Source organism: Xanthomonas rydalmerensis (assembly GCF_033170385.1).
Lineage (GTDB): Bacteria > Pseudomonadota > Gammaproteobacteria > Xanthomonadales > Xanthomonadaceae > Xanthomonas_A > Xanthomonas_A rydalmerensis.
The window spans coordinates 2,969,334-2,987,570 of record NZ_CP126170.1; the positions used below are offsets into that span (position 1 = coordinate 2,969,334).

19 protein-coding genes and 3 tRNA genes are annotated in these 18,237 nt (G+C 69.5%); 6 read left to right on the top strand and 16 right to left on the bottom strand.

Going from position 1 to position 18,237, the window contains the following annotated elements; genetic code table 11:
* Positions 1–7: 7 nt before the first annotated feature.
* Positions 8–478 carry a group III truncated hemoglobin gene (locus QN245_RS12400; protein WP_160965045.1) on the bottom strand — a complete coding sequence of 157 codons (471 nt, stop codon included), beginning with the start codon at positions 476–478 and terminating at the stop codon, positions 8–10.
* 185 nt (positions 479–663) lie between these two features.
* Between QN245_RS12400 and QN245_RS12405 the strand changes: the two genes are divergently transcribed.
* From QN245_RS12405 to QN245_RS12415, 3 genes are all read left to right on the top strand, one after another.
* A complete protein-coding gene (locus QN245_RS12405; RefSeq protein WP_160965047.1) occupies positions 664–987 on the top strand; it encodes a hypothetical protein in 324 nt (107 codons plus the stop codon).
* A gap of 101 nt (positions 988–1,088) precedes the next feature.
* On the top strand, positions 1,089–2,120 hold the full coding sequence (locus tag QN245_RS12410) for a 4Fe-4S dicluster domain-containing protein (protein WP_184644209.1): 1,032 nt from the start codon (positions 1,089–1,091) through the stop codon (positions 2,118–2,120).
* A 224-nt stretch (positions 2,121–2,344) separates the two neighbouring features.
* Complete coding sequence (locus QN245_RS12415; protein WP_317843316.1) at positions 2,345–3,325, top strand: hypothetical protein; 981 nt, start codon at positions 2,345–2,347, stop codon at positions 3,323–3,325.
* 51 nt (positions 3,326–3,376) lie between these two features.
* Here QN245_RS12415 and QN245_RS12420 read toward each other — a convergent pair whose 3' ends face one another.
* From QN245_RS12420 to QN245_RS12430, 3 genes are all read right to left on the bottom strand, one after another.
* The gene (locus tag QN245_RS12420) at positions 3,377–3,691 is read right to left on the bottom strand and encodes a putative quinol monooxygenase (RefSeq protein WP_317843317.1); all 315 of its coding nucleotides are present in this window, start codon (positions 3,689–3,691) and stop codon (positions 3,377–3,379) included.
* A gap of 100 nt (positions 3,692–3,791) precedes the next feature.
* Positions 3,792–4,586 (bottom strand): alpha/beta fold hydrolase, encoded by a 795-nt coding sequence (locus QN245_RS12425; RefSeq protein WP_160965053.1) that lies wholly within the window; start codon positions 4,584–4,586, stop codon positions 3,792–3,794.
* Entirely contained in the window at positions 4,583–4,945 is a 363-nt protein-coding gene (locus QN245_RS12430; RefSeq protein WP_184448556.1) for a nuclear transport factor 2 family protein, read from the bottom strand. The genes QN245_RS12425 and QN245_RS12430 overlap by 4 nt, the downstream gene beginning before the upstream one ends.
* A 105-nt stretch (positions 4,946–5,050) precedes the next feature.
* Between QN245_RS12430 and QN245_RS12435 the strand changes: the two genes are divergently transcribed.
* Positions 5,051–5,845 (top strand): helix-turn-helix domain-containing protein, encoded by a 795-nt coding sequence (locus QN245_RS12435; RefSeq protein ID WP_184448557.1) that lies wholly within the window; start codon positions 5,051–5,053, stop codon positions 5,843–5,845.
* Between the two features lie 169 nt (positions 5,846–6,014).
* Here QN245_RS12435 and QN245_RS12440 read toward each other — a convergent pair.
* Positions 6,015–6,090, bottom strand: a tRNA-Gly gene (locus tag QN245_RS12440).
* Between the two features lie 138 nt (positions 6,091–6,228).
* Here QN245_RS12440 and QN245_RS12445 point away from each other — a divergent pair.
* Complete coding sequence (locus QN245_RS12445; RefSeq protein ID WP_184448558.1) at positions 6,229–6,477, top strand: hypothetical protein; 249 nt, start codon at positions 6,229–6,231, stop codon at positions 6,475–6,477.
* A gap of 91 nt (positions 6,478–6,568) precedes the next feature.
* On the opposite strand, the gene QN245_RS12450 is transcribed toward QN245_RS12445, so the two are convergent.
* Positions 6,569–6,949 carry a DUF4087 domain-containing protein gene (locus QN245_RS12450; protein ID WP_317843318.1) on the bottom strand — a complete coding sequence of 127 codons (381 nt, stop codon included), beginning with the start codon at positions 6,947–6,949 and terminating at the stop codon, positions 6,569–6,571.
* Positions 6,950–7,233: 284 nt separating this feature from the next.
* Positions 7,234–7,307 (bottom strand) — tRNA-Cys (locus QN245_RS12455).
* A gap of 386 nt (positions 7,308–7,693) precedes the next feature.
* Between QN245_RS12455 and QN245_RS12460 the strand changes: the two genes are divergently transcribed.
* Positions 7,694–8,878 carry a hypothetical protein gene (locus tag QN245_RS12460; RefSeq protein WP_317843319.1) on the top strand — a complete coding sequence of 395 codons (1,185 nt, stop codon included), beginning with the start codon at positions 7,694–7,696 and terminating at the stop codon, positions 8,876–8,878.
* A 325-nt stretch (positions 8,879–9,203) separates the two neighbouring features.
* Here QN245_RS12460 and QN245_RS12465 read toward each other — a convergent pair.
* From QN245_RS12465 to QN245_RS12505, 9 genes are all read right to left on the bottom strand, one after another.
* A tRNA-Gly gene (locus QN245_RS12465) sits at positions 9,204–9,279 on the bottom strand.
* Positions 9,280–9,315: 36 nt separating this feature from the next.
* Complete coding sequence (gene pgsA, locus QN245_RS12470; RefSeq protein WP_160965063.1) at positions 9,316–9,951, bottom strand: CDP-diacylglycerol--glycerol-3-phosphate 3-phosphatidyltransferase; 636 nt, start codon at positions 9,949–9,951, stop codon at positions 9,316–9,318.
* 9 nt (positions 9,952–9,960) lie between these two features.
* Complete coding sequence (gene uvrC, locus QN245_RS12475; protein WP_184643339.1) at positions 9,961–11,820, bottom strand: excinuclease ABC subunit UvrC; 1,860 nt, start codon at positions 11,818–11,820, stop codon at positions 9,961–9,963.
* Complete coding sequence (locus QN245_RS12480; protein ID WP_317843320.1) at positions 11,817–13,238, bottom strand: hypothetical protein; 1,422 nt, start codon at positions 13,236–13,238, stop codon at positions 11,817–11,819. Before QN245_RS12480 ends, uvrC begins: the two co-directional genes overlap by 4 nt.
* Positions 13,235–13,723 (bottom strand): low molecular weight protein-tyrosine-phosphatase, encoded by a 489-nt coding sequence (locus tag QN245_RS12485; protein ID WP_317843321.1) that lies wholly within the window; start codon positions 13,721–13,723, stop codon positions 13,235–13,237. The genes QN245_RS12480 and QN245_RS12485 overlap by 4 nt, the downstream gene beginning before the upstream one ends.
* Positions 13,720–14,499, bottom strand: coding sequence for a 3-deoxy-manno-octulosonate cytidylyltransferase (gene kdsB / locus QN245_RS12490; protein WP_184448561.1), 780 nt, complete (start codon positions 14,497–14,499; stop codon positions 13,720–13,722). Before kdsB ends, QN245_RS12485 begins: the two co-directional genes overlap by 4 nt.
* Before the next feature lie 499 nt (positions 14,500–14,998).
* On the bottom strand, positions 14,999–16,033 hold the full coding sequence (gene lpxK, locus QN245_RS12495; protein WP_317843322.1) for a tetraacyldisaccharide 4'-kinase: 1,035 nt from the start codon (positions 16,031–16,033) through the stop codon (positions 14,999–15,001).
* Positions 16,030–17,802, bottom strand: a complete 1,773-nt coding sequence (gene msbA, locus QN245_RS12500; protein ID WP_317843323.1) for a lipid A export permease/ATP-binding protein MsbA — start codon at positions 17,800–17,802, stop codon at positions 16,030–16,032. Before msbA ends, lpxK begins: the two co-directional genes overlap by 4 nt.
* Positions 17,799–18,236, bottom strand: a complete 438-nt coding sequence (locus QN245_RS12505; RefSeq protein WP_019800228.1) for an ExbD/TolR family protein — start codon at positions 18,234–18,236, stop codon at positions 17,799–17,801. Before QN245_RS12505 ends, msbA begins: the two co-directional genes overlap by 4 nt.
* Position 18,237: the final 1 nt, after the last annotated feature.

Sequence of the window (18,237 nt, forward strand, 5' to 3'; positions counted from 1 at the left end):
ACCTGGATCAATCCGCGCACGCGGCCGGCGGCAGCGGCGACACCGGCTCGAATGGACGCCAGCTCATCTGGTGCCGGCGCCAGAAGGTCTCGGCGATGCGCTGGGCAACGTCGTCGGCCAACAACCGCATCGGCGCGTTGTGCAGCTCGGCGGTGCTGGCGCGGAACAGGCCCAGCCAGCGCTGGAACAGCAGTTCGCTGAGTTCGCGCATGGCCATGTGCCGGGGCATCGGCGCACCGCGGAAGCGGCGGGTGCCGCGCAGCATCGCCGACCAGAAATCGCACAGCTGCTGCTCATGCGCCTCCCAGTCCTCGATGTGCGCGGCGAACACCGTCGACAGGTCGGCGTCGGCGCGCACACGGCGGTAGAACGCTCCCACCAGCGCTTGCACGTCCGTCTCGCTGCACAGGTCCGGCCCCGGCAAGGGCATGCCTTCGATCTCGTCCTGCATGGTCGGCTCCACAGCGTGCGATCTCATCAGTCTCCACGTCGCGGCGGCAGCGGCCTTGATCAGGATCAATGTCGGGCCGGCCCGCGCTGCCTAGTCTGCAGCTGCGGCATGCGCCGACGCCGGTGTCGACGGGGGATCGGCGGCCAGGCGGCTGGCAGGCGCGGCGACGTGTGGCGCCGCTGCCTTGGCGCATGCCGCATCCTTCTTTCGCGATGGAATCCACCGTCATGGTCTCTCCCGACGATCCGCTGCTCGATCCGCTCGATCCCGGCGCGCCGCGCCCGCTGGTGCAGCGGCTGGGGGTGATCCTGTGGCCGAGCTTCCTGGTCGCAGGCGCCATGAGCGTGCTGTTCTTCGCCCTGGTCGATCCGTTGGCGCTGCGCGACATCACCTTCCCCGGCCGCCAGATCAGCCGGGAACTCGGCTATACGGTGGGTTTCTTCATGTTCTGGCTGGCGACGCTGGCCTCGAGCCTGCTCACCGGTTTCCTGTTGCGTCCGGCGCCGCACGGCGACGCCGCCGCGCCGCTGTCGTGAGCGGGCTGCCGATGGCGCGCACGATTCCCTTGCATGTCGTCACGTCGCCCGCCGCCGCGGCGGGGCCCGCGCCGCCACATCGGTACACGCAACTGCGGCGCGTGGTGCTGTGGCTGCTGTTGGCGGGGTTCTACCTGCTGCCGTGGCTGCGCTGGCAGGGCCGGCAGGCCCTGCTGCTGGACCTGCCAGCGCGGCGCTTCGATCTGTTCGGCTGGACCCTGTGGCCGCACGACGTCGGCTGGCTGCTGCTGGCGCTGGGCGCCGCCGCGGCGTCGCTGGCAGTGCTCACTACGCTGACCGGGCGCCTATGGTGCGGCTTCGCCTGTCCGCAGACGGTGTGGAGCCACGCCTTCGCCTGGATCGAACGCCGCTTCGCCGACTGGCCGGCCGCGGCGCGGCACCTGCTGTGGGCGACCGTGGCGCTGTGGACCGGGGTCAGCTTCGTCGGTTACTTCGTGCCGATCGCCGATCTGGTCGTGCGCCTGCATCCATTCGCCTGGAGCGGCTGGGAGACGTTCTGGGTGCTGTTCTACGCGCTGGCCACCTGGGGCAATGCGGGCTTCCTGCGCAGCCAGGCCTGCCGCTACCTGTGCCCGTATGCGCGCCTGCAACCGCTGCTGTGCGACCGCGACACGCCGCTGATCGGCTACGACGCGATGCGCGGCGAACCGCGCGGCGCCCGCGCATGCGGCCAAGGCAGCGTCGCGCAGCGCGGGCGGCGCTTGCTGGATCCCGTCACCGCACGCGACTACGCCTTGCGCGCCAGCATCGCGCAACTCGCCGGCCAAGGCGGCAGCCGCGGCGAGGCGCTGGCCGCGTATGCCGGCACCCTACCCAAGTTCAGCGCCGAGCAGCTCGGCGACTGCATGGCCTGCGATGCCTGTGTGCAGGCCTGCCCCGCCGGCATCGATCCGCGCAACGGCGCGCACTACGCGTGCACCGCCTGCGGTGCCTGCGTCGACGCCTGCGACCGCAGCATGGATCAGCATGCGTTCGCGCGCGGCCTGCTGCGTCGGGCCGGCGCCAATGCCATCGACCGCCAACCGCGGCGCTGGTGGCGACGGCCGCGCTTGCTGGGCGGCGGCGCTATCTTGCTGGTGGCGCTGCTGGCGTGGTGGTGGCTGGCGGCGTGAATCGGCGCAGGCCGGCACGGGGCTCTTTCACAACATCGGATGCCTCCCGGCTTACGCTCTGCAGCATGCGCGCCGCAAGACCGAAGCGCAGGAGTGGGAGCAACGCGCGACGTTGAGGGCGCGACATCCATCGCGTTTCGAACACCATCGAAGTGGCGCTGTTCCCACGGCTCGGTATGCGGCTTGGCCGAATTTGGACAGGAGCAAATTGGACAGGAGCAAACATGAGGCAGGTCAGCAATGGGCGAGTGCTGCTCGCCGTTTGCCTAGCGATTGGCCTTTCGACCAGCGGTCTTTCGGCGAGCACGGCACCGGCGGCGCGCTATGTCGATCTCGCCACGCCGTTCGAAAAGGCCGCGATCGAGACCGCGGGCCAGCCGGAAGATATCCGCATTGCGACGATCCGTTCCCGGATCGATGCGATGCTGCCTGGCCTGTATCCAGAAGGTGCCGGCACAGACAAGCGGATCGGCGCCGCCCTGCATCGGTTTTCCGTTGGCCATGACGACTACGATCGGGTGGTCGCCGATTTTCCGATCGCGCTGAACGGTGCGATCGCGCGATTCCAGGCCGTCTTCCCTGGCTTTTCGTCCCCGCTGCCGATCTATCTCTATCACTCGCTCGGGCAGCGCGATGGCGGTTCGGATTACCTGCAACCGGGCAATCGGCACGTCATGCTTTTCGGTGCCGACATGATCGCGAAGTACCATGCCGACGATTCGCTCGAACCGTTCCTGATCCACGAGATCTTCCATCTGCAACATGCCCGCCATTTCGCCGATTGCGACCCGCTGTGGTGCACGCTGTGGCAGGAGGGGTTGGCGGTCCAGGCGACCGCCACGATGGTGCCGCATGCATCGGATCATCAACTGCTGCTCGACATCCCCGCTCCCATTCGCGCACCGACCGATCGGCGCTGGTCGGCTGCCCTGTGCTTCGTGGCAGCCCATTTCGACGATGGCGACGGCGCGGCGACCGCCAGCGCCTTGCAGATGGGGGGCCATCCGCCGGATGGGCTGCCGGATCGCTTTGGCTACTACGTCGGCTTGCGCCTTGCGCAGGCGACGGGCCTGCAGATCACCGAGCTTTCCCGACTCGACCACAAGGCCGCGCGCGCCGTTGCGCGGGCAGCGCTGTTGAAGCTTATGACAGAGGCGCATACCACCTGCCCCACGCCTCCTGCGATCCGGTCGGCGGTGCGCTAGCAGACCAACGGCGGTGCCAGCGATGGAGGCTGGCGCCCTTGCGGTCCGACCTCAATCGGTTCGCATCACTGTCCAGATCGCGATATGCCTCGGCGCAACCAGGATGTCGTCCAGCGCGGCATTCCACTCGTGACGATAGCGCCGATGCAGTTGAACCTTGAGGACATCGTCGCGATCGGTCCAGGTCTCGTGAAGCTGGAAGACCGTCGGTCGCTCGGGATCGACGTGCAACGCCGCACGCACGAAGGTCCGCTCGTGACGCATCGCATCGAGCACCGGGTCGAGCAGCGCGCGAAAGCGTTCCACCTGATCCGCTTTGACGTGGAAGGTGATGACGTAGGTCTCCGGGCGTGTCGTCGAGCTCATGCGGGCGCCACCTCCGGATCGACGACCATTCCCAGCGAGCGCGCGACAACTGCGCCCGGCGGCCGGTCTGCGCTGCCGGCCTGTGCAGTGGCCAGCCAGCTCATGACGCCGCTCGGCTGACGATGTCGCCGGCGAGCCGTGCGGCATGCGTCACCATCACGCCGTGGGCTGCACCTTCATAGACGAGCAGTTCGGCGCCGGGGATGGTCGCGGCATAGACACGACCACTGACATCGAGTGGCGCGGACGCGTCGCGGTCGCCATGAATGATCGTGACCGGCAGCTGGAGCGCGGCGGCTTCCGCCGAAAGATCGCTCAGCGCGATCGTGCGCTGGAATGCGACCACGGCGCGGCGCGAGCAGTCGAGCACCATGGTGGCCATCCACGCGTTGACGCGGCCCGACGCACCGGGCGCAAAAGGAGCGATGTTGGCGTCGATCCAGCCCGGCAGATCGCAGGCAAGCTGCGCGCACAGCGCATCCAGCATCGCAGGGGTCACACCGGTGTCGCCGATGACCCGCGGGCCTGTCGCACCCACGAGCATCAGTCGTGCGATCCGCCGACGACCGTGCCGCGCGAGGTAACGGATCGCCTCGCCGCCAGCGCCCGAATGCGCCACCAGGGTGACGCCCTCCAGGTCGAGCGTTTCCAGCACGGCGGCCAGGTCGTCGGCGAGCGCGTCGTAGCCATAGTCGGCTCGGTCGGTCGATCGTCCGTGGCCATTGCGATCGCACGCGATGGCGCGCAGGCCGGCGGCATTGAGATGGAGCATGGTGTCGCCCCAGATCCGGCCATCCATCGCCCAGCCCGCCAGCAGGACCACAGGCGGTCCCTCGCCCCAATCGCGAACGAACAGCGCATGACCGGGGCCACGCGGGATGAATGCCGGCGTCATGCGATGTCCTTGTCGAGGAAGCCGATGACCTCGGCGATGCGCCCGTCCGGGGCGATCCGGGCGATATCGGTGCCGCCGGCAATCGGCGCGCCGTGTTCGGGCGCCAACGTCCAGGAGAAGCGTACGAACGGACCATGCGCATCGGGCGTGCCGCGCAGCGCAAAGAGGTGGCCGGGGACCTGAGCGCGTGCGGCCGCGATCATCGCGGCGATGCCGTCACGACCTTCGCCCGCCATCATCGGATCGGCGTAGCGGGCATCAGGGGTCCAGCCGTCCGCCAGGCGACGCGCGCGCGATGCGGCATCGGCATCGTTCCAGAGCGCCAGATAGGCACGTGCCAGCGTGTTCGGGTCGTTCATCGCCATCTCCTCGTCGTCGATGGGCCGAGCATGCCGATGGCAATCGGGCAATGCGATTACCTCGCAGGTAATGGCATCGCCGCAGCGGGCCGGTAGGATGAAGGCATGGCGACACGACCGATCACCGTTGGCGACGTACTGCGCGACTGGCGGGCCAGGCGCCGACTGAGCCAGCTCGATCTCGCCGGCGCGGCGGAGGTGTCGACGCGCCATCTGAGCTTCGTCGAGAGCGGGCGAGCGGCTCCCAGCCGCGACCTGCTGCTGCGTCTGGCCGAACCGCTGGCGATGCCGCTCAGGGAGCAGAACCGGCTACTGCGCGCGGCGGGCTATGCGCCCGTGCATGGCGAGCGTGCACTGGACACGCCGGACATGGCGGCGGCGCTGTCGGCCGTCGACATGGTCCTGCGCGCGCACGCCCCGTTTCCTGCACTCGCGGTCGACCGCCACTGGAACTTGGTGCGCGCCAACGATGCAGCGGCCGCACTGCTGGTCGGTATCGATCCGGCGCTTCTGGCGGCGCCCGTCAATGTGCTGCGCGCGACCCTCCATCCCAATGGCCTGGCGCCACGCATCGTCAACCTGGCCGAGTGGCGGCATCATCTGCTGGCCCGGCTTCGCCTCGAGATCGACCAGTCGGCCGATCCCGAACTCGAAGCGCTGCATGCCGAACTCAAGGGCTTGCCCTGCCCGGCCAGCGACCGCCCGCCCGGGCCTACGGAGCGCATCGCGGTGCCGCTCTCGATCCGCAGCGGAACCAGCGGCGGCATCCTGTCGTTTCTCTCCACCACGACCGTCTTCGGCACCGCGACCGACGTGACCCTGGCGGAGCTGACGCTGGAATGCTTCTACCCTGCCGACGATGCGACCAGGCAGGCGCTACTCACCGGCCCACTTCCGTAAGCGAACGTTGGGCATGTCCGTGATGCCGACGAAATCGTAGTGCCCAGCATCGGCGCCGAGGCCGTGCCTGGCGTCTCCGGGACAAGAACGAATCGCGGAAACGAAAAAAGGAGCCGAAGCTCCTTTTTTCAGGGGTTCACTCGCGCAACAGGTGGCAAGTGACGCAATTTGGAGCGGGAAACGAGACTCGAACTCGCGACCTCAACCTTGGCAAGGTTGCGCTCTACCAACTGAGCTATTCCCGCTTGGGAGCCGCGCATTCTACACGCCTCCCAGGAGGCGCGCTAGCCCTTCGTTGCAAAAACATGTCCGCCGCCGGCGGCGTGGTGTCATGGTGCGATTCGGCACTTTCCCGTTCGCGGTGCTACGGGCGTCGGATTCGCATGGACAGCGATCCCGTTCGCGCCGGATCGGGCGGCCGGCAGACGACGCTGCACGCCACCTCGGCCGTTCCAATCCTGAACGCGCAGAACGATGGCCAGGCGGTGTCGGCACCGGGCATCAAAGCGGCGCCATCGTCCGATGGACTCGTTCGGCCGAGCGACGCCGCCTCGGCGAATCGCAACGCCGCCGCCAGGAGGTGGAGCGGCGCTTTCCCCTCGCCGACAGCAAGCCGATCCAGGCTGCAGTGAAACCGCCGGCCAACCTGCCTCGATCCACATCCTCGGCAGCAGCGTCTCCTCCGATGGCACCGCTGCGGCAACGCGCTGCGGAGCGAAGGCGCTACTTCAGCGGATTCTCCGGCTCCTTGACCTGCAGCGCCTTGTCCTGCCGGCAGATCTTCAAGGGCTGAACTGTGGCCGCCACGATGGTGGTCACCTCCTGGGTGTTGGCACGCGCGCGCACCTTCAGGCAGGCGCAGCCATAGCCGGCACTGCCCGTCCCGGTCGCCACCCAGCGCGCGCGGGGAAACGTAGGCCAGTTGCCCTCGGCCTGGTGCCCGCCCTGTTGGCCGACCGTCCATTCGCCGTCCTTGTCCACTAGCGTGGCGTTGCCTGGCGAGGGATTGTCGAACCAGCCGCAGCGCGTGACGGTGTCCGTGGGCGGCGCAGCCTGCACACCAGCGCACAGACCGAGCGCCACGGCTAGGGCCGCACTGAACACGCGTGTGCACTGCAGGACAGGTCGCGATGAAGTCATGACGTCAGGATCGAATGTCGAGGCCGGCATCATCGCAAATTGGCGTCTGCCGGCATTGCCGAGAAACCGCTACAGGCGGCCAAGCTTCGCGATGATGTACCGCGCAAGTAAAGCCGATCGACCAAGAGCCTGACGATCGACACACCCTCGTTTGGCGCTTCGTCGGTATGGAGCAGCGCATGGGAAATAGCTTGAGATTACGCAACGCAAAAGGGCCGCAGAAAGCGGCCCAATGCGCTGAAACGAAATGGAGGCCTGGGTCGGAATTGAACCGGCGTACGCGGATTTGCAGTCCGCTGCATAACCACTCTGCCACCAGGCCGGTGGACTGACGTCTTGCCGCAACGCCTGTGACGTCCGACAAAAACAAAGCCCCGCTGCCGGGGCCCTTGCGGCGGGAACTGGACGATGCCTCGCGGCTATCTTCCAACGCATTGATTCAAAAGATGTTTTTGAATCAACCCGGCGCACAACGGACTGCATTGTGTACCAAGCTCCCCGGCTTGGCAACCCTGCGCCGCGCGTGCGCGGGATTTGCGGAGACGTGCTGCGGACACTGCAACTCGCACGCGGTATCGCCGCCCGACTGGAATGCCGACCACAGCGCCACGCCGGTGGCAGTAGACAAGCGAGGCCTCGCGCGGATCGGCGCACGATCGGCACGCTGCCGCGCTCTAGCATGGCGCCACACCCGAACGAGAGATCGCCATGAACCGATGGACACGCTGGAGCGGGGCCGCGCTGTGCCTGGCCGCGAGCGCCACCGCCGCCGCGCAGACCTGCGCGCTGCAGACGCAGACCGTGAATCTGCCGCTGGCCTCCAAGGCCACGCCGACATTCGCCTACCAGGTGCGGGTGCAGCTCGGCAGCGACGCCGATGGCCGCAGCAGCGGCAGCCAGGTGCTGGAGGTGGATACCGGCTCCACCGGCGTGGTGGTGCCGTTGAGCGACGCACTGCGCAGCGCCTGGGATGCCTCCAACACGCCCGGCCACATCTTCTATTCGAGCGACAGCAAGTATCACCCCGGCAAGTACGTGGACGTGCCGATGCGGCTCGGCGTCTCCGCCGACGGCAAGCATGCTGCGGCGCGAGTGGACCGCATTACCGTGCTGGCTGCGCAGTGCACCTGCGATGTCGCCAGCGTGGCCCAGCAGCCCAAGCCGCTGGCGCAGGTGCCGGCCACCTGCGCCGGCTACGACGGCAGCCCTGCGTTGAGCAGCAGCACGCAGGTGTTGCGCAACTGCAGCACCATCTCCCCCAAGTTCGGCATGATGGGCGTGGGCTACGACCGCGGCGTCGACGCCGCGCGCAACCCGTTCCTCAACCTGGCGCAGATGCGCGCGCAGCGCATGAGCCCCGGCTACATCGTCAGCGCCAAGGGCATCACCCTGGGCGTCAGCAAGGCGGCGCTGCAGGGGTTCGCCCTGGTCCCGCTGCAGCGCGGCGCCGCCACCGCCGATGCGCCGAGCGACTGGCAAGCGCCCACCGCCTGCGCCAGCTTCCCCGGCAGCGGCAGCGACTACCGCGTCTGCGGCAAGCTGCTGCCCGATACCGGCGTGTCCTACATGATGCTCAACCCGGTGGTGTCGCCCGCCACGCCCGACAGCCTGCAACAGACCGTGGAGATGGCCGGGCATCCCACGCGGGTGGTGCCGGACGCCACCCAGTTGCGGCTCGACGTCGTCGACGCGAAGGGACAACCGGTGTTCGGCTACGGCTTTGCGGTCGGCGACGGCAAGGCGGCGACGCCGGACAGCGTGCAGTGGCGCGGGCCGCTGAAAACGCCGCCAGCGCACATCAACAGCGGCCGCCACTTGCTCGCCGCCGGCGACTACGCCTACGACGCCGCCTGCGGGCATGCCGGCTTCCGTGCGGCCACCCCCGCGCCCTGAGCCTGCGCGAAACGGAGAGGCGTCATCTGCCGCATCGCGATCGCGTCTGGACGACGCGATCGCTGCTGGCGCGCGACATGGTCGGTGCGCGATCGCGCTGCCCGCGTTCCGATGCAGCGCTCGCGGCGTGGATCAACCCAGCCCGGATGTCTGCGCAATGCGATGGCGGCGGCCAAACTGGCGCCGTGCGTGTTGGCCATTGCGCTGCTGGCGGCCGCATGAAGCGAGGCGGAATTGCGCGATGGCTTAGCGGGGTGTGGCGCGTCTGCCACGCAGTGCAGCCGCCCAAACGAAAACAGGACCCGAAGGTCCTGTTTTCATGATCTGGAGCGGGAAACGAGACTCGAACTCGCGACCTCAACCTTGGCAAGGTTGCGCTCTACCAACTGAGCTATTCCCGCTTGAGGCCGCGAATTCTACCGGGTACGCGCAGGCTGTCAACCATTGCCTTCGATTTTTTTCGCGTTCTTTTCCGCCATCGCCGCACGCTCGTCGTCGCGCAGGCTCGGCCAGGCCGCATGCAGATACTGGATGCCCGACAACAGGGTCAGGATCGACGCGATCGCCAGGGTCCAGTCGCCGACGTGGAAGATGAACAAGCCCATCCACACGCTCTCCGGCGGGGAGCCGTCGGGCATCACCGAGTACAGCAGGCACAGCAGCGCCACCATCTGCGCGGTGGTCTTGATCTTGCCGATCATCGCCACCCGCACCTTGGCGCGCTGGCCGATCTCGGCCATCCATTCGCGCAGCGCCGACACCGCGATCTCGCGGCCGACGATCACCGCCGCCCAGAACGCCATCCACGGCGTCGGATGGCCCTGCACGATCAGGAACAGCGCCACCGCCACCATCAGCTTGTCGGCCACCGGGTCCAGGAACGCGCCGAACGCGGAGTACTGGTGGTAGCGCCGCGCCACCCAGCCGTCCAGCCAGTCGGTGAACGCGGCCAGGCCGAAGATCGCCGCCGAGGCGAAGTTGGTCCAGGTGTACGGCAGATAGAACACCAGCACCAGCACGGGGATCATCAGGATCCGCAGCAGCGTGAGCCAGGTGGGGATGGTCAACTTCATTGCGCTGCTCTACTCGCCTGCCGGATCGGGCACCGGCAGTCCGTGCAGGTTAGCGTAGATTCGTGCGGCCAGTGCGTCATTGATGCCCTCCACTCGCGCGATCTCGGCCTCGCCGGCGGCCTTGAGCCCGGCCAGCCCGCCGAAATGCTTGAGCAGGCTGGCGCGGCGCCGCGGGCCGATGCCGGGGATGTCCTCCAGCTTGCTGGTCATGCGCGCCTTCTGGCGGCGCCCGCGGTGGCCGGTGATGGCGAAGCGGTGCGCCTCGTCGCGCACCTGCTGGATGAACTGCAGCGCCGGCGACGCCGCACCCGGTCGCAGTTCGCGCCCGTCCGGCATCACCAGGGTCTCGTGGCCGGCGCGGCGCTCGGCGCCCTTGGCCACGCCGATCAGCAGCACCCCGTCCACGCCCAGGTCGGCCAGCGCGCCATTGGCCTGCGCCAACTGGCCGGCACCGCCGTCGATCAGCAGCACGTCCGGCAGGATCGCATCGCCCTTGCCCTCGCCTTCGGCGGCACGGCGGAAGCGGCGCTCGATCGCCTGGCGCATCGCCGCGTAGTCGTCGCCCGGCTCGATGCCGCTGATGTTGTAGCGCCGGTACTGGCTGCGCACCGGGCCGCTGGCGTCGAACACCACGCACGAGGCCACCGTGGCCTCGCCCATGGTGTGGCTGATGTCGAAGCACTCCACCCGCTTGACCGGCTCGGCCAGGCCGAGCATCTCGCGCAGCGCCTCGCTGCGCGCGTGCTGGGCATTGCGGCTGGTCAGTTCGGTGACCAGGGTGGCCTGGGCGTTGCGGCTGGCCAGCTCCAGGTACCCGGCGCGCTCGCCGCGCACGCTCCACTTCAGCTGCACCTTGCGCTCGGCGGCCGAACTCAGCGCCGCCTCGATCAGCTCGGCGTCGGGAATCTCGCGGTCCAGCAGCACCTCGCGCGGCGGCGCGTGCTCGACGTAATACTGCGACACGAACGCGCCCAGCACCTCGGCGGCACTGTCCTCGCCGTTGGTCTTGGGGAAGAACGCACGGGTGCCGAGGTTGCGGCCGTCGCGGAACGCCAGCAGCAGCACGCAGGCGTTGGCGCCCTGGGTGGCGCAGGCCAGCACGTCCAGGTCGGCGGCGCGGCCGTCCACGTACTGCCGGCTCTGCATGCTGCGCAGCGAGCCGAGCAGGTCGCGCAGGCGTGCGGCGCGCTCGAACTCCAGGCGCTCGCTGGCGTCCTGCATGGCCTGCACCAGCTCCTCGCCGAGCTGGTCGCTGCGCCCTTCCAGGAACAGCGTGGAGCGACGCACCGCCTCGGCGTACTCGTCGGCCGCCACCAGCGCCACGCACGGCGCGCTGCAGCGGCCGATCTGGTACTGCAGGCACGGCCGCGAACGGTTGCGGAACACGCTGTCCTCGCAGCTGCGCAGCTTGAACAGCTTGTGCATCAGGTTCAGCGTCTCGCGCACCGCGGTGACGCCGGGATACGGACCGAAATAGCGACCGGGCACTGCGCGCGGGCCGCGATGCAGGGTGATCCGCGGCCACTCCTCGCGGGTCAGCAGCACATAGGGATAGCTCTTGTCGTCGCGCAGCGACACGTTGTAGCGCGGCGACAGCGACTTGATCAGCTGGTTTTCCAGCAGCAGCGCCTCGCCCTCGCTGCGGGTGACGGTGACATCCATGCGCGCCACCTGCGCCAGCATGGCCATGGTCCGCGCGTTCTTCGGCGAGCCGCTGAAATAGCTGGACACGCGCTTGCGCAGCGCGCCGGCCTTGCCGACGTAGAGCAAGGTATCGTCCGCGGCGTACATGCGGTAGACGCCGGGCGCGGTACTGAGGTTGGCGGCAAAGGCCTTGCCGTCGAACGGGGGCAATTCGGGGGTGCTCATTCGCCGATCGCGACGTCGTGCAGTTCGCCGCTGGCGATGTCGTAGCGCAGCACCGCATGCGCGTCGGTCTCGGCGATCCACACCGTGCCGGCGCTCACCGCCAGCCCGCCCGGGCCGTGCAGGCGCCGCGGCAAGGCCGCGGTGGACAGTTCGCCGCCGCCCAGGCGCAGGCTGCGCAGGCTGCCGTTGCCGCTGTCGGCGATCCACAGCAACGGCGCGTCCGGGCTCAGCGCGATCGCCTGCGGGAACTGCAGGCGGGCGCGGCTGCGTGGTCCGTCCTCGTTGCCGAAATCCCACGGCCCCTGGCCGCCGAGCAAGGTCTGCACCAGATCGCCGCGCAACTGCATCGAGCGCACCGCCGAACCCAGCGCATCGCACACGTACAGCACCTGCTGCACCGCGGCCAGGCTGCACGGCTGCGCGAACGCGGCCAGATGCCCGCTGCCGTCGCGCAGTTCCAGCGCGCCCGCGCCAGCCCGCCAGCGCAGGCTGCGGCTGCCCAGGTCGTAGCTCCAGATGCGGTTGTCGCCGGCCATCGCCAGGTGCACCTGGTTGTCGGCGATCACCAGACCCTGCGGATGATTCAGTGGTGCCAGCAGCGGTTGCTCCACCGGGCCTTCCACCGGCTCGCCGGCGCGGCCGTTGCCGCACAGCGTGTCGACCTGACCGGTGAGCAGGTTGATCCGGCGCAGCGCGTGGTTGCCCGTGTCGGCCACGTACAGCACGCCGCGCTCCAGGGCCAGCCCGCGTGGGCGGTGGAACGCCGCCTCGCCGATCGCGCCGTCGATGAAGTCGGCGGTGCCGATGCCGAACTGGCGCAATACGCGGCCGCTGGTGCTGCATTCGAGGATGCGGTGATGGCCGCTGTCGGCGATGTACAGGCGGTCCTCGGCCACGGCCAGCCCAGTCGGGAAGCGCAGCGGCAGGCGCGGTTCCGGCTGGGTCTCGCGCGCGTCGCGCAGGTCCTCGTCCAGCGGCAGCGGCTGCCCGGCGCACAACGCGTGCAGCGCCTTGTCCAGTTCGGCGCCGCCGATCCCGACCAGGCGCTCGCGCTCGACCCCGCCGGCATCGATCAGGACCAGGGTCGGCCAGGCCTGGATGTCGAAGCGCTGCCAGGCGGCCCAATCGGCATCGAGCAGGATCGGCGCGGACACGCCCTGGCTGCGCAACAGCTTCAATGCCCGTTGCGGCTCGCGCTCGCTGTCGAAGCGCGGCACCTGTACCACGATCAGCTGCAGCCTCCCGGGATTGCGCGCCTGCCACTGGCCGAGTTCGGCCAGGCGCTGCGCGCACCACACCGAGGCGGCGTTGACGAAGGCCAGCACCAGCGCCCGCCCCTGCAGGTCGCGCAGGCGGAGCGGCGCCGCGTTGAGCCAGGCGCCGGACGCGGGAAGTTCCAGGGCGGCGATGGAATTCATCGGCCGATTATGCCGGAGCCGAGGTCGACGGACAGTCGTGCCACGCTGCCGGCGGCGGCTTCGTCTACCAGTTTCCAGACCTGCTCGAACTGCGCGCTGCCGCCGGTGTACGGATCCGGGATCTCGCTGCGGCTGTGCACCCCGGCCCACGGCAGCCACAGCGCCACGCGCTCCCGCGCCGCCGCCGGGGCGCGCTGAAGCACGTCGCGCAGATTGGCCGCATCGGCGCACAGGATCCAGTCGAAGTCGGCAAAGTCGCGATCGCGCAGTTGCCGCGCGCGCAGGCCGGCGATGTCCACGTCATGCGCGGCCGCGCAGGCGACCGCGCGCCGGTCCGGCGGCTCGCCGCGGTGCCAGTCGCCGGTGCCGGCCGAGTCGACCTCCACCCGCCCGGCGAGCGGCGAGCGCTGCAGGTGGTGGCGCAACGCGCCCTCGGCCATCGGCGAACGGCAAATGTTGCCCAGGCACACCAGCAGCAGCTTCATGCCTGCCCCTGCAGGTAGGCCTCGGCGCGCGCCAGGTCCTCGGGCGTGTCCACACCGGGCGGGAATGGTGCCGGCGACAGCGCCACCGCGATGCGGAAGCCGGCTTCCAGCACCCGCAGTTGCTCCAGCGACTCGATCCGCTCCAGCGTGCCCGGCGGCATCGCCGCGAACCGGCGCAGGAAGCCGGCGCGATAGGCGTAGATGCCGATATGCCGCAGCCACGGGCCGGGCAGCGGCAACTGCGCCTGCGAGGCGGCAAAGGCGTCGCGGTGCCACGGGATCGGCGCGCGGCTGAAGTACAGCGCATCGCCAGTCGCGCTGCGCACCAGCTTGACCACGTTGGGATCGAACAGGTGCTCGGCCGCGTCCACCGGCGTGCCCAGCGTTGCCATCTCGGCGCCGCTGTCGGCCAGGGTCCGGGCCACCGCGACGATGCCGGCGACCGGCGCGAACGGTTCGTCGCCCTGCAGGTTGACCACCAAAGTCGCATCGTCCCAGCCGGCGATGTCGGCGCACTCGGCCAGGCGGTCGGTGCCGGAGGCGTGGTCGGCCGACGTATTCGCCACGTGCACGCCGTCCAGGTCGGCCACCGCGGCGGCGATGCGCGCATCGTCGGCGGCCACCCACACCTGCGTGGCACCGGCGGCGAGCGCACGCCGCGCCACGTGGCGGATCAACGGCTCGCCGCCGAGCGCGCGCAAGGGCTTGCCCGGCAGCCGCGATGCGGCATAGCGGGCCGGAATGGCGACGACGAACGGCGGCGCGGCGGCGCTCATGCGCGGGCGGCGCCGGCAGCGGCGCGCGGGCGCCGGGGATATCGCGAGAAGACGGTCATCGAAAGCTCTCCGCATGGCTGGCCGGAAACGGCCGGGTGGGCGCCGGACAGCGGCCCGGTGGTGGCCGCGCGCAGCAACGGCCCGAAGGGCCATTGTATCGACCGGGCCGGCATCGCCGGTGAGCGGGTCGTGGCGACGACCGGCGACCGCACCGGCGCCCTGCCCCGCGGTGCGGAAAGCCTCGGCATGTTGGGTCGTGCACTCACTTCACGCGCATGCCGCACACCGTGTTGGCGCCTATCTGTGGCAAAGAAGCGCGAGGACGTGGGCGCCATGCCTAGCGAGACTCTGCGTTTGCACAACGCTGCGCCCTTTGGCTGGCTGGCGGATGCGCAACGAACGCCTCTCGCGGTTGGACACGGCCAAGGCCGCGCTGCGCCACCCACGTCGGTGGCGTACCCGCAGACCACAGCGCCGCGCGCGGGGATGGGCAGACGTCCTAGTCGCCTGTCCCGCCCGCGCGGCCACGCAGCTTGTCCAGCCGGTCGAGCAGGCCGATCCAGAACGCCGCCGGCAGTTCGGCGGCCAGCGGCACGCTGAAGCACCAATCGTTGACGAAGGCGGCGCATTTGACCGCGTCCTTCTCGGTCATCAGCACCGGCAGTTCGCTGCCGAAGGCCAGGTCCGTGGCGCGGTACTGGTGGTGATCGGGAAAGGCATGCGGCACCACGCCGATGCCCTGCGCGCGCAGCATGTCGAAGAAGCGCTGCGGATGGGCGATGCCGGCGACGGCGTGCACGCGTTGGCCGGCGAAGCTGCGCAGCGGCCGCGCACGGCCGCCGCGCAGCGGCTGCGCGCTGTCGATGCGCAGGCGCATCGCCCATTCGCCGAAGCCCGCTTCGAGCTCGCCGCTGTCGCTGGCCTGGCCCAGGTTGATGACGCGGAAATCGCATTCGTTGCCGCGGGCGACCGGTTCGCGCAGCGGCCCGGCCGGCAGCAGGCGGCCGTTGCCGTAGCGGCGCTGGCCATCCACCACCTCGATCTCGATGTCGCGCTGCAGGCGGTAGTGCTGCAGGCCGTCGTCGCAGACCACGATGTCGCAGCCGGCCTGCAGCAACGCCCGCGCCGCGGCGACGCGGTCGCGGTCCACCCGCACCGGCACCCCGGTCTTGCGTGCGATCAGCACCGGCTCGTCGCCGCCCTGCTCGGCCGAGGTACCCGGCTCGATCCAGCGCGGCTCCTGCGGCTGGCTGCGGCCGTAGCCGCGGCTGGCCACGCCCGGGCTCCAGCCGGCGTCGCGCAGGCGCTGCACCAGGGCGATGGTCAGCGGCGTCTTGCCGGTGCCGCCGGCGGTGAGATTGCCCACCACCACCACCGGTGCAGCGATGCTGTGGCGCTTGCGCCAGCCGCGCCGGTACAGCGCGCGGCGCAGCGCGATCGCCGCCGCGTACAGCGGGGTCAGCAACCGCGCGTGCAGCGGCGGCGCGCCCTTGCCGTACCAGTAGGCCGGTGTGTGTGGCCCGCGCTCGCTCATCCGTACTGCCTTTCGCGGAATTGCATGCTGTGCAGGTGCGCGTAGACCCCGCCAAGCGCCAGCAACTCGTGGTGGGTGCCGCGCTCGACGATGCGGCCATGGTCCATCACCAGCACCTGGTCGGCGTGCTCGATGGTCGACAGCCGGTGCGCGATGACCAGCGTGGTGCGGTCGGGCATCAGCCGGTGCAAGGCGTCCTGCACCAGCCGCTCGGATTCGTTGTCCAGCGCCGCGGTGGCCTCGTCGAGGATCAGGATCGGCGCATCCTTGAGCATCGCCCGCGCGATCGCCAGGCGCTGCCGCTGGCCGCCGGACAGACGCCCGCCCTTGGCCCCGACCTGCGCCTGCAGGCCCTCCGGCAGGTGGTCGACGAACTCCATGGCATTGGCGTCGGCGACCGCCTGGCGCAGCTGCGCCGGGCCAGCCTCGCGCATCTCGCCGTAGGCGACGTTGTCGGCGATGCTGCCGTCGAACAGCATCACCTGCTGGCCGACCAGGGCGATTTGCCGGCGCAGATCCTCTAGCCGATAGTCCTGCAGCGGATGGCCGTCGAGCAGGATCTGCCCGGACTGCGGGTCGTAGAAACGCGGGATCAGCTTGACCAGGCTCGACTTGCCGCTGCCGGAGCGGCCGACGATGGCGGTGACGGTGCCGGGTTCGGCGACGAAGCTGACCTCGGCCAGCGCCGGCCGCGCCTGCCCCGGATAGGCGGCGGTGACCTCACGGAATTCGATCCGTCCCTGCGCGCGCTCGATGTGGCGGGTGCCGCTGTCCTGTTCCTCGGGCGCGTCCAGCACCACGAACAGCCGCTGCGCCGAGGCGACGCCCCGCTGCAGCATGTTCTGCACGTTGGTGAGGTTCTTCAGCGCCGGGATGATCGCCATCATCGCGGTCATCAGCGAGACGAACTCGCCGGCGGTCAGGCGCCCGGCCAGCGCTTCGTGGCCGGCGATCAGCAACAGCGCGGCCAGACCGATCGCGCCCAGCAACTGCACCGCGGCCGAGGAAATGCCGCGGGTGGATTCGACCTTCATCGCCAGATGCAGGTTGGTGTTGGCCAGTTGCTGGTAGCGCTCCATCTCGCTGGGACGCGCACCGTAGACCTTGACCTCCTGGTTGCCGGACAGCGCCTGCTCGGCGGCCTGCATCAGTTCGGCGTTGCTTTCCTGGATGCGGTGGCTCACCCGCCGGTAGCGCTTGGCCACGCGGTCCATCACCCACGCCAGCGGCGGCGCCACCAGCAGGATGGTCACGGTCACGGTCCAGCTGTACCACAGCATCACCGCCAGCGCGCCGACGATCTGCAGGGTCTGCTGCACCATCACCTTCATCGCGTCGACCGCGGCCTGCGCGACCTGCTCGCTGTCCGAGCCCAGCCGCACCAGCATCGAGGCCACCGGCTCGGCGTCGAAACGGCTGCCCGGCAGGCGCAGGTACTTGTCCAGCACGTTGACCCGGAAATCGCGGGAGATGCTTCGCGCCGCACGCCCCATCGACATGTCGGTGACATAGCCGGCGATGCCGCGCAGCACGAACAGACCCACGATCTGCAGCGGCAGCCACATCGCCACATCGCGGTTGCGCGCGATGAAGGTCTCGTCGGTGATCGGCTTCATCAGCGCCAGGAAACCGGAGCCGGCCAGCGCCTCCAGCAGCGCGCCGACCGCGGCGATCAGCAGCAGTGCACGGTAGCCGCCGGCATAGGACAACAGGCGGCGATAGGTCCGCCAGGGGGAATCCTGGACGGGCACGTCGGAGGGTAGATTCACTTGGAGCTTCCGTCCCTGTTGACTTCGGGAGCAGTGGCGATGGCGATGCGGCGGAACCCGAGCTGGCCCAGCGCATCCTGTGCGGTGACGACCGCCTGGTAGGGCGTGCGCGCGTCGGCGCGCAGCAGCACCGGCTGCTCGCGGTCGTCGCCGGCGACCTGGGCGATGCTGCGTTTGACCGACTCCACGTCGGTGCGCAGCACTTCCTGGTCGTTGATGAAGTAATGCCCGTCGGCGTTGATCAGCACGCTCAGCGCGCGCGCCGGTGGCGGCGCGTTGCGGTCGCTGGCGTTGGGCAGTTGCAGTTGCAGCGTGGAACGCGCATCGAAGGTCGTAGTCACCACGAAGAAGATGATCAGCACCAGGATGACGTCGATCAACGGCACCAGGTCGATCTGCGGCTCGTCCTGGCCACGGTCGTCGCGTATCCGCACC

Bases quoted from the DNA above. Each gene is read 5' to 3' on its own strand.
- QN245_RS12400 (WP_160965045.1), bottom strand. From the start codon at position 478: ATGAGATCGCACGCTGTGGAGCCGACCATGCAGGACGAGATCGAAGGC.
- QN245_RS12405 (WP_160965047.1), top strand. From the start codon at position 664: ATGGAATCCACCGTCATGGTCTCTCCCGACGATCCGCTGCTCGATCCG.
- QN245_RS12415 (WP_317843316.1), top strand. From the start codon at position 2,345: ATGAGGCAGGTCAGCAATGGGCGAGTGCTGCTCGCCGTTTGCCTAGCG.
- QN245_RS12420 (WP_317843317.1), bottom strand. From the start codon at position 3,691: ATGAGCTCGACGACACGCCCGGAGACCTACGTCATCACCTTCCACGTC.
- QN245_RS12425 (WP_160965053.1), bottom strand. From the start codon at position 4,586: ATGACGCCGGCATTCATCCCGCGTGGCCCCGGTCATGCGCTGTTCGTT.
- QN245_RS12430 (WP_184448556.1), bottom strand. From the start codon at position 4,945: ATGAACGACCCGAACACGCTGGCACGTGCCTATCTGGCGCTCTGGAAC.
- QN245_RS12435 (WP_184448557.1), top strand. From the start codon at position 5,051: ATGGCGACACGACCGATCACCGTTGGCGACGTACTGCGCGACTGGCGG.
- QN245_RS12445 (WP_184448558.1), top strand. From the start codon at position 6,229: ATGGACAGCGATCCCGTTCGCGCCGGATCGGGCGGCCGGCAGACGACG.
- QN245_RS12460 (WP_317843319.1), top strand. From the start codon at position 7,694: ATGAACCGATGGACACGCTGGAGCGGGGCCGCGCTGTGCCTGGCCGCG.
- pgsA (WP_160965063.1), bottom strand. From the start codon at position 9,951: ATGAAGTTGACCATCCCCACCTGGCTCACGCTGCTGCGGATCCTGATG.
- uvrC (WP_184643339.1), bottom strand. From the start codon at position 11,820: ATGAGCACCCCCGAATTGCCCCCGTTCGACGGCAAGGCCTTTGCCGCC.
- QN245_RS12480 (WP_317843320.1), bottom strand. From the start codon at position 13,238: ATGAATTCCATCGCCGCCCTGGAACTTCCCGCGTCCGGCGCCTGGCTC.
- QN245_RS12485 (WP_317843321.1), bottom strand. From the start codon at position 13,723: ATGAAGCTGCTGCTGGTGTGCCTGGGCAACATTTGCCGTTCGCCGATG.
- kdsB (WP_184448561.1), bottom strand. From the start codon at position 14,499: ATGAGCGCCGCCGCGCCGCCGTTCGTCGTCGCCATTCCGGCCCGCTAT.
- lpxK (WP_317843322.1), bottom strand. From the start codon at position 16,033: ATGAGCGAGCGCGGGCCACACACACCGGCCTACTGGTACGGCAAGGGC.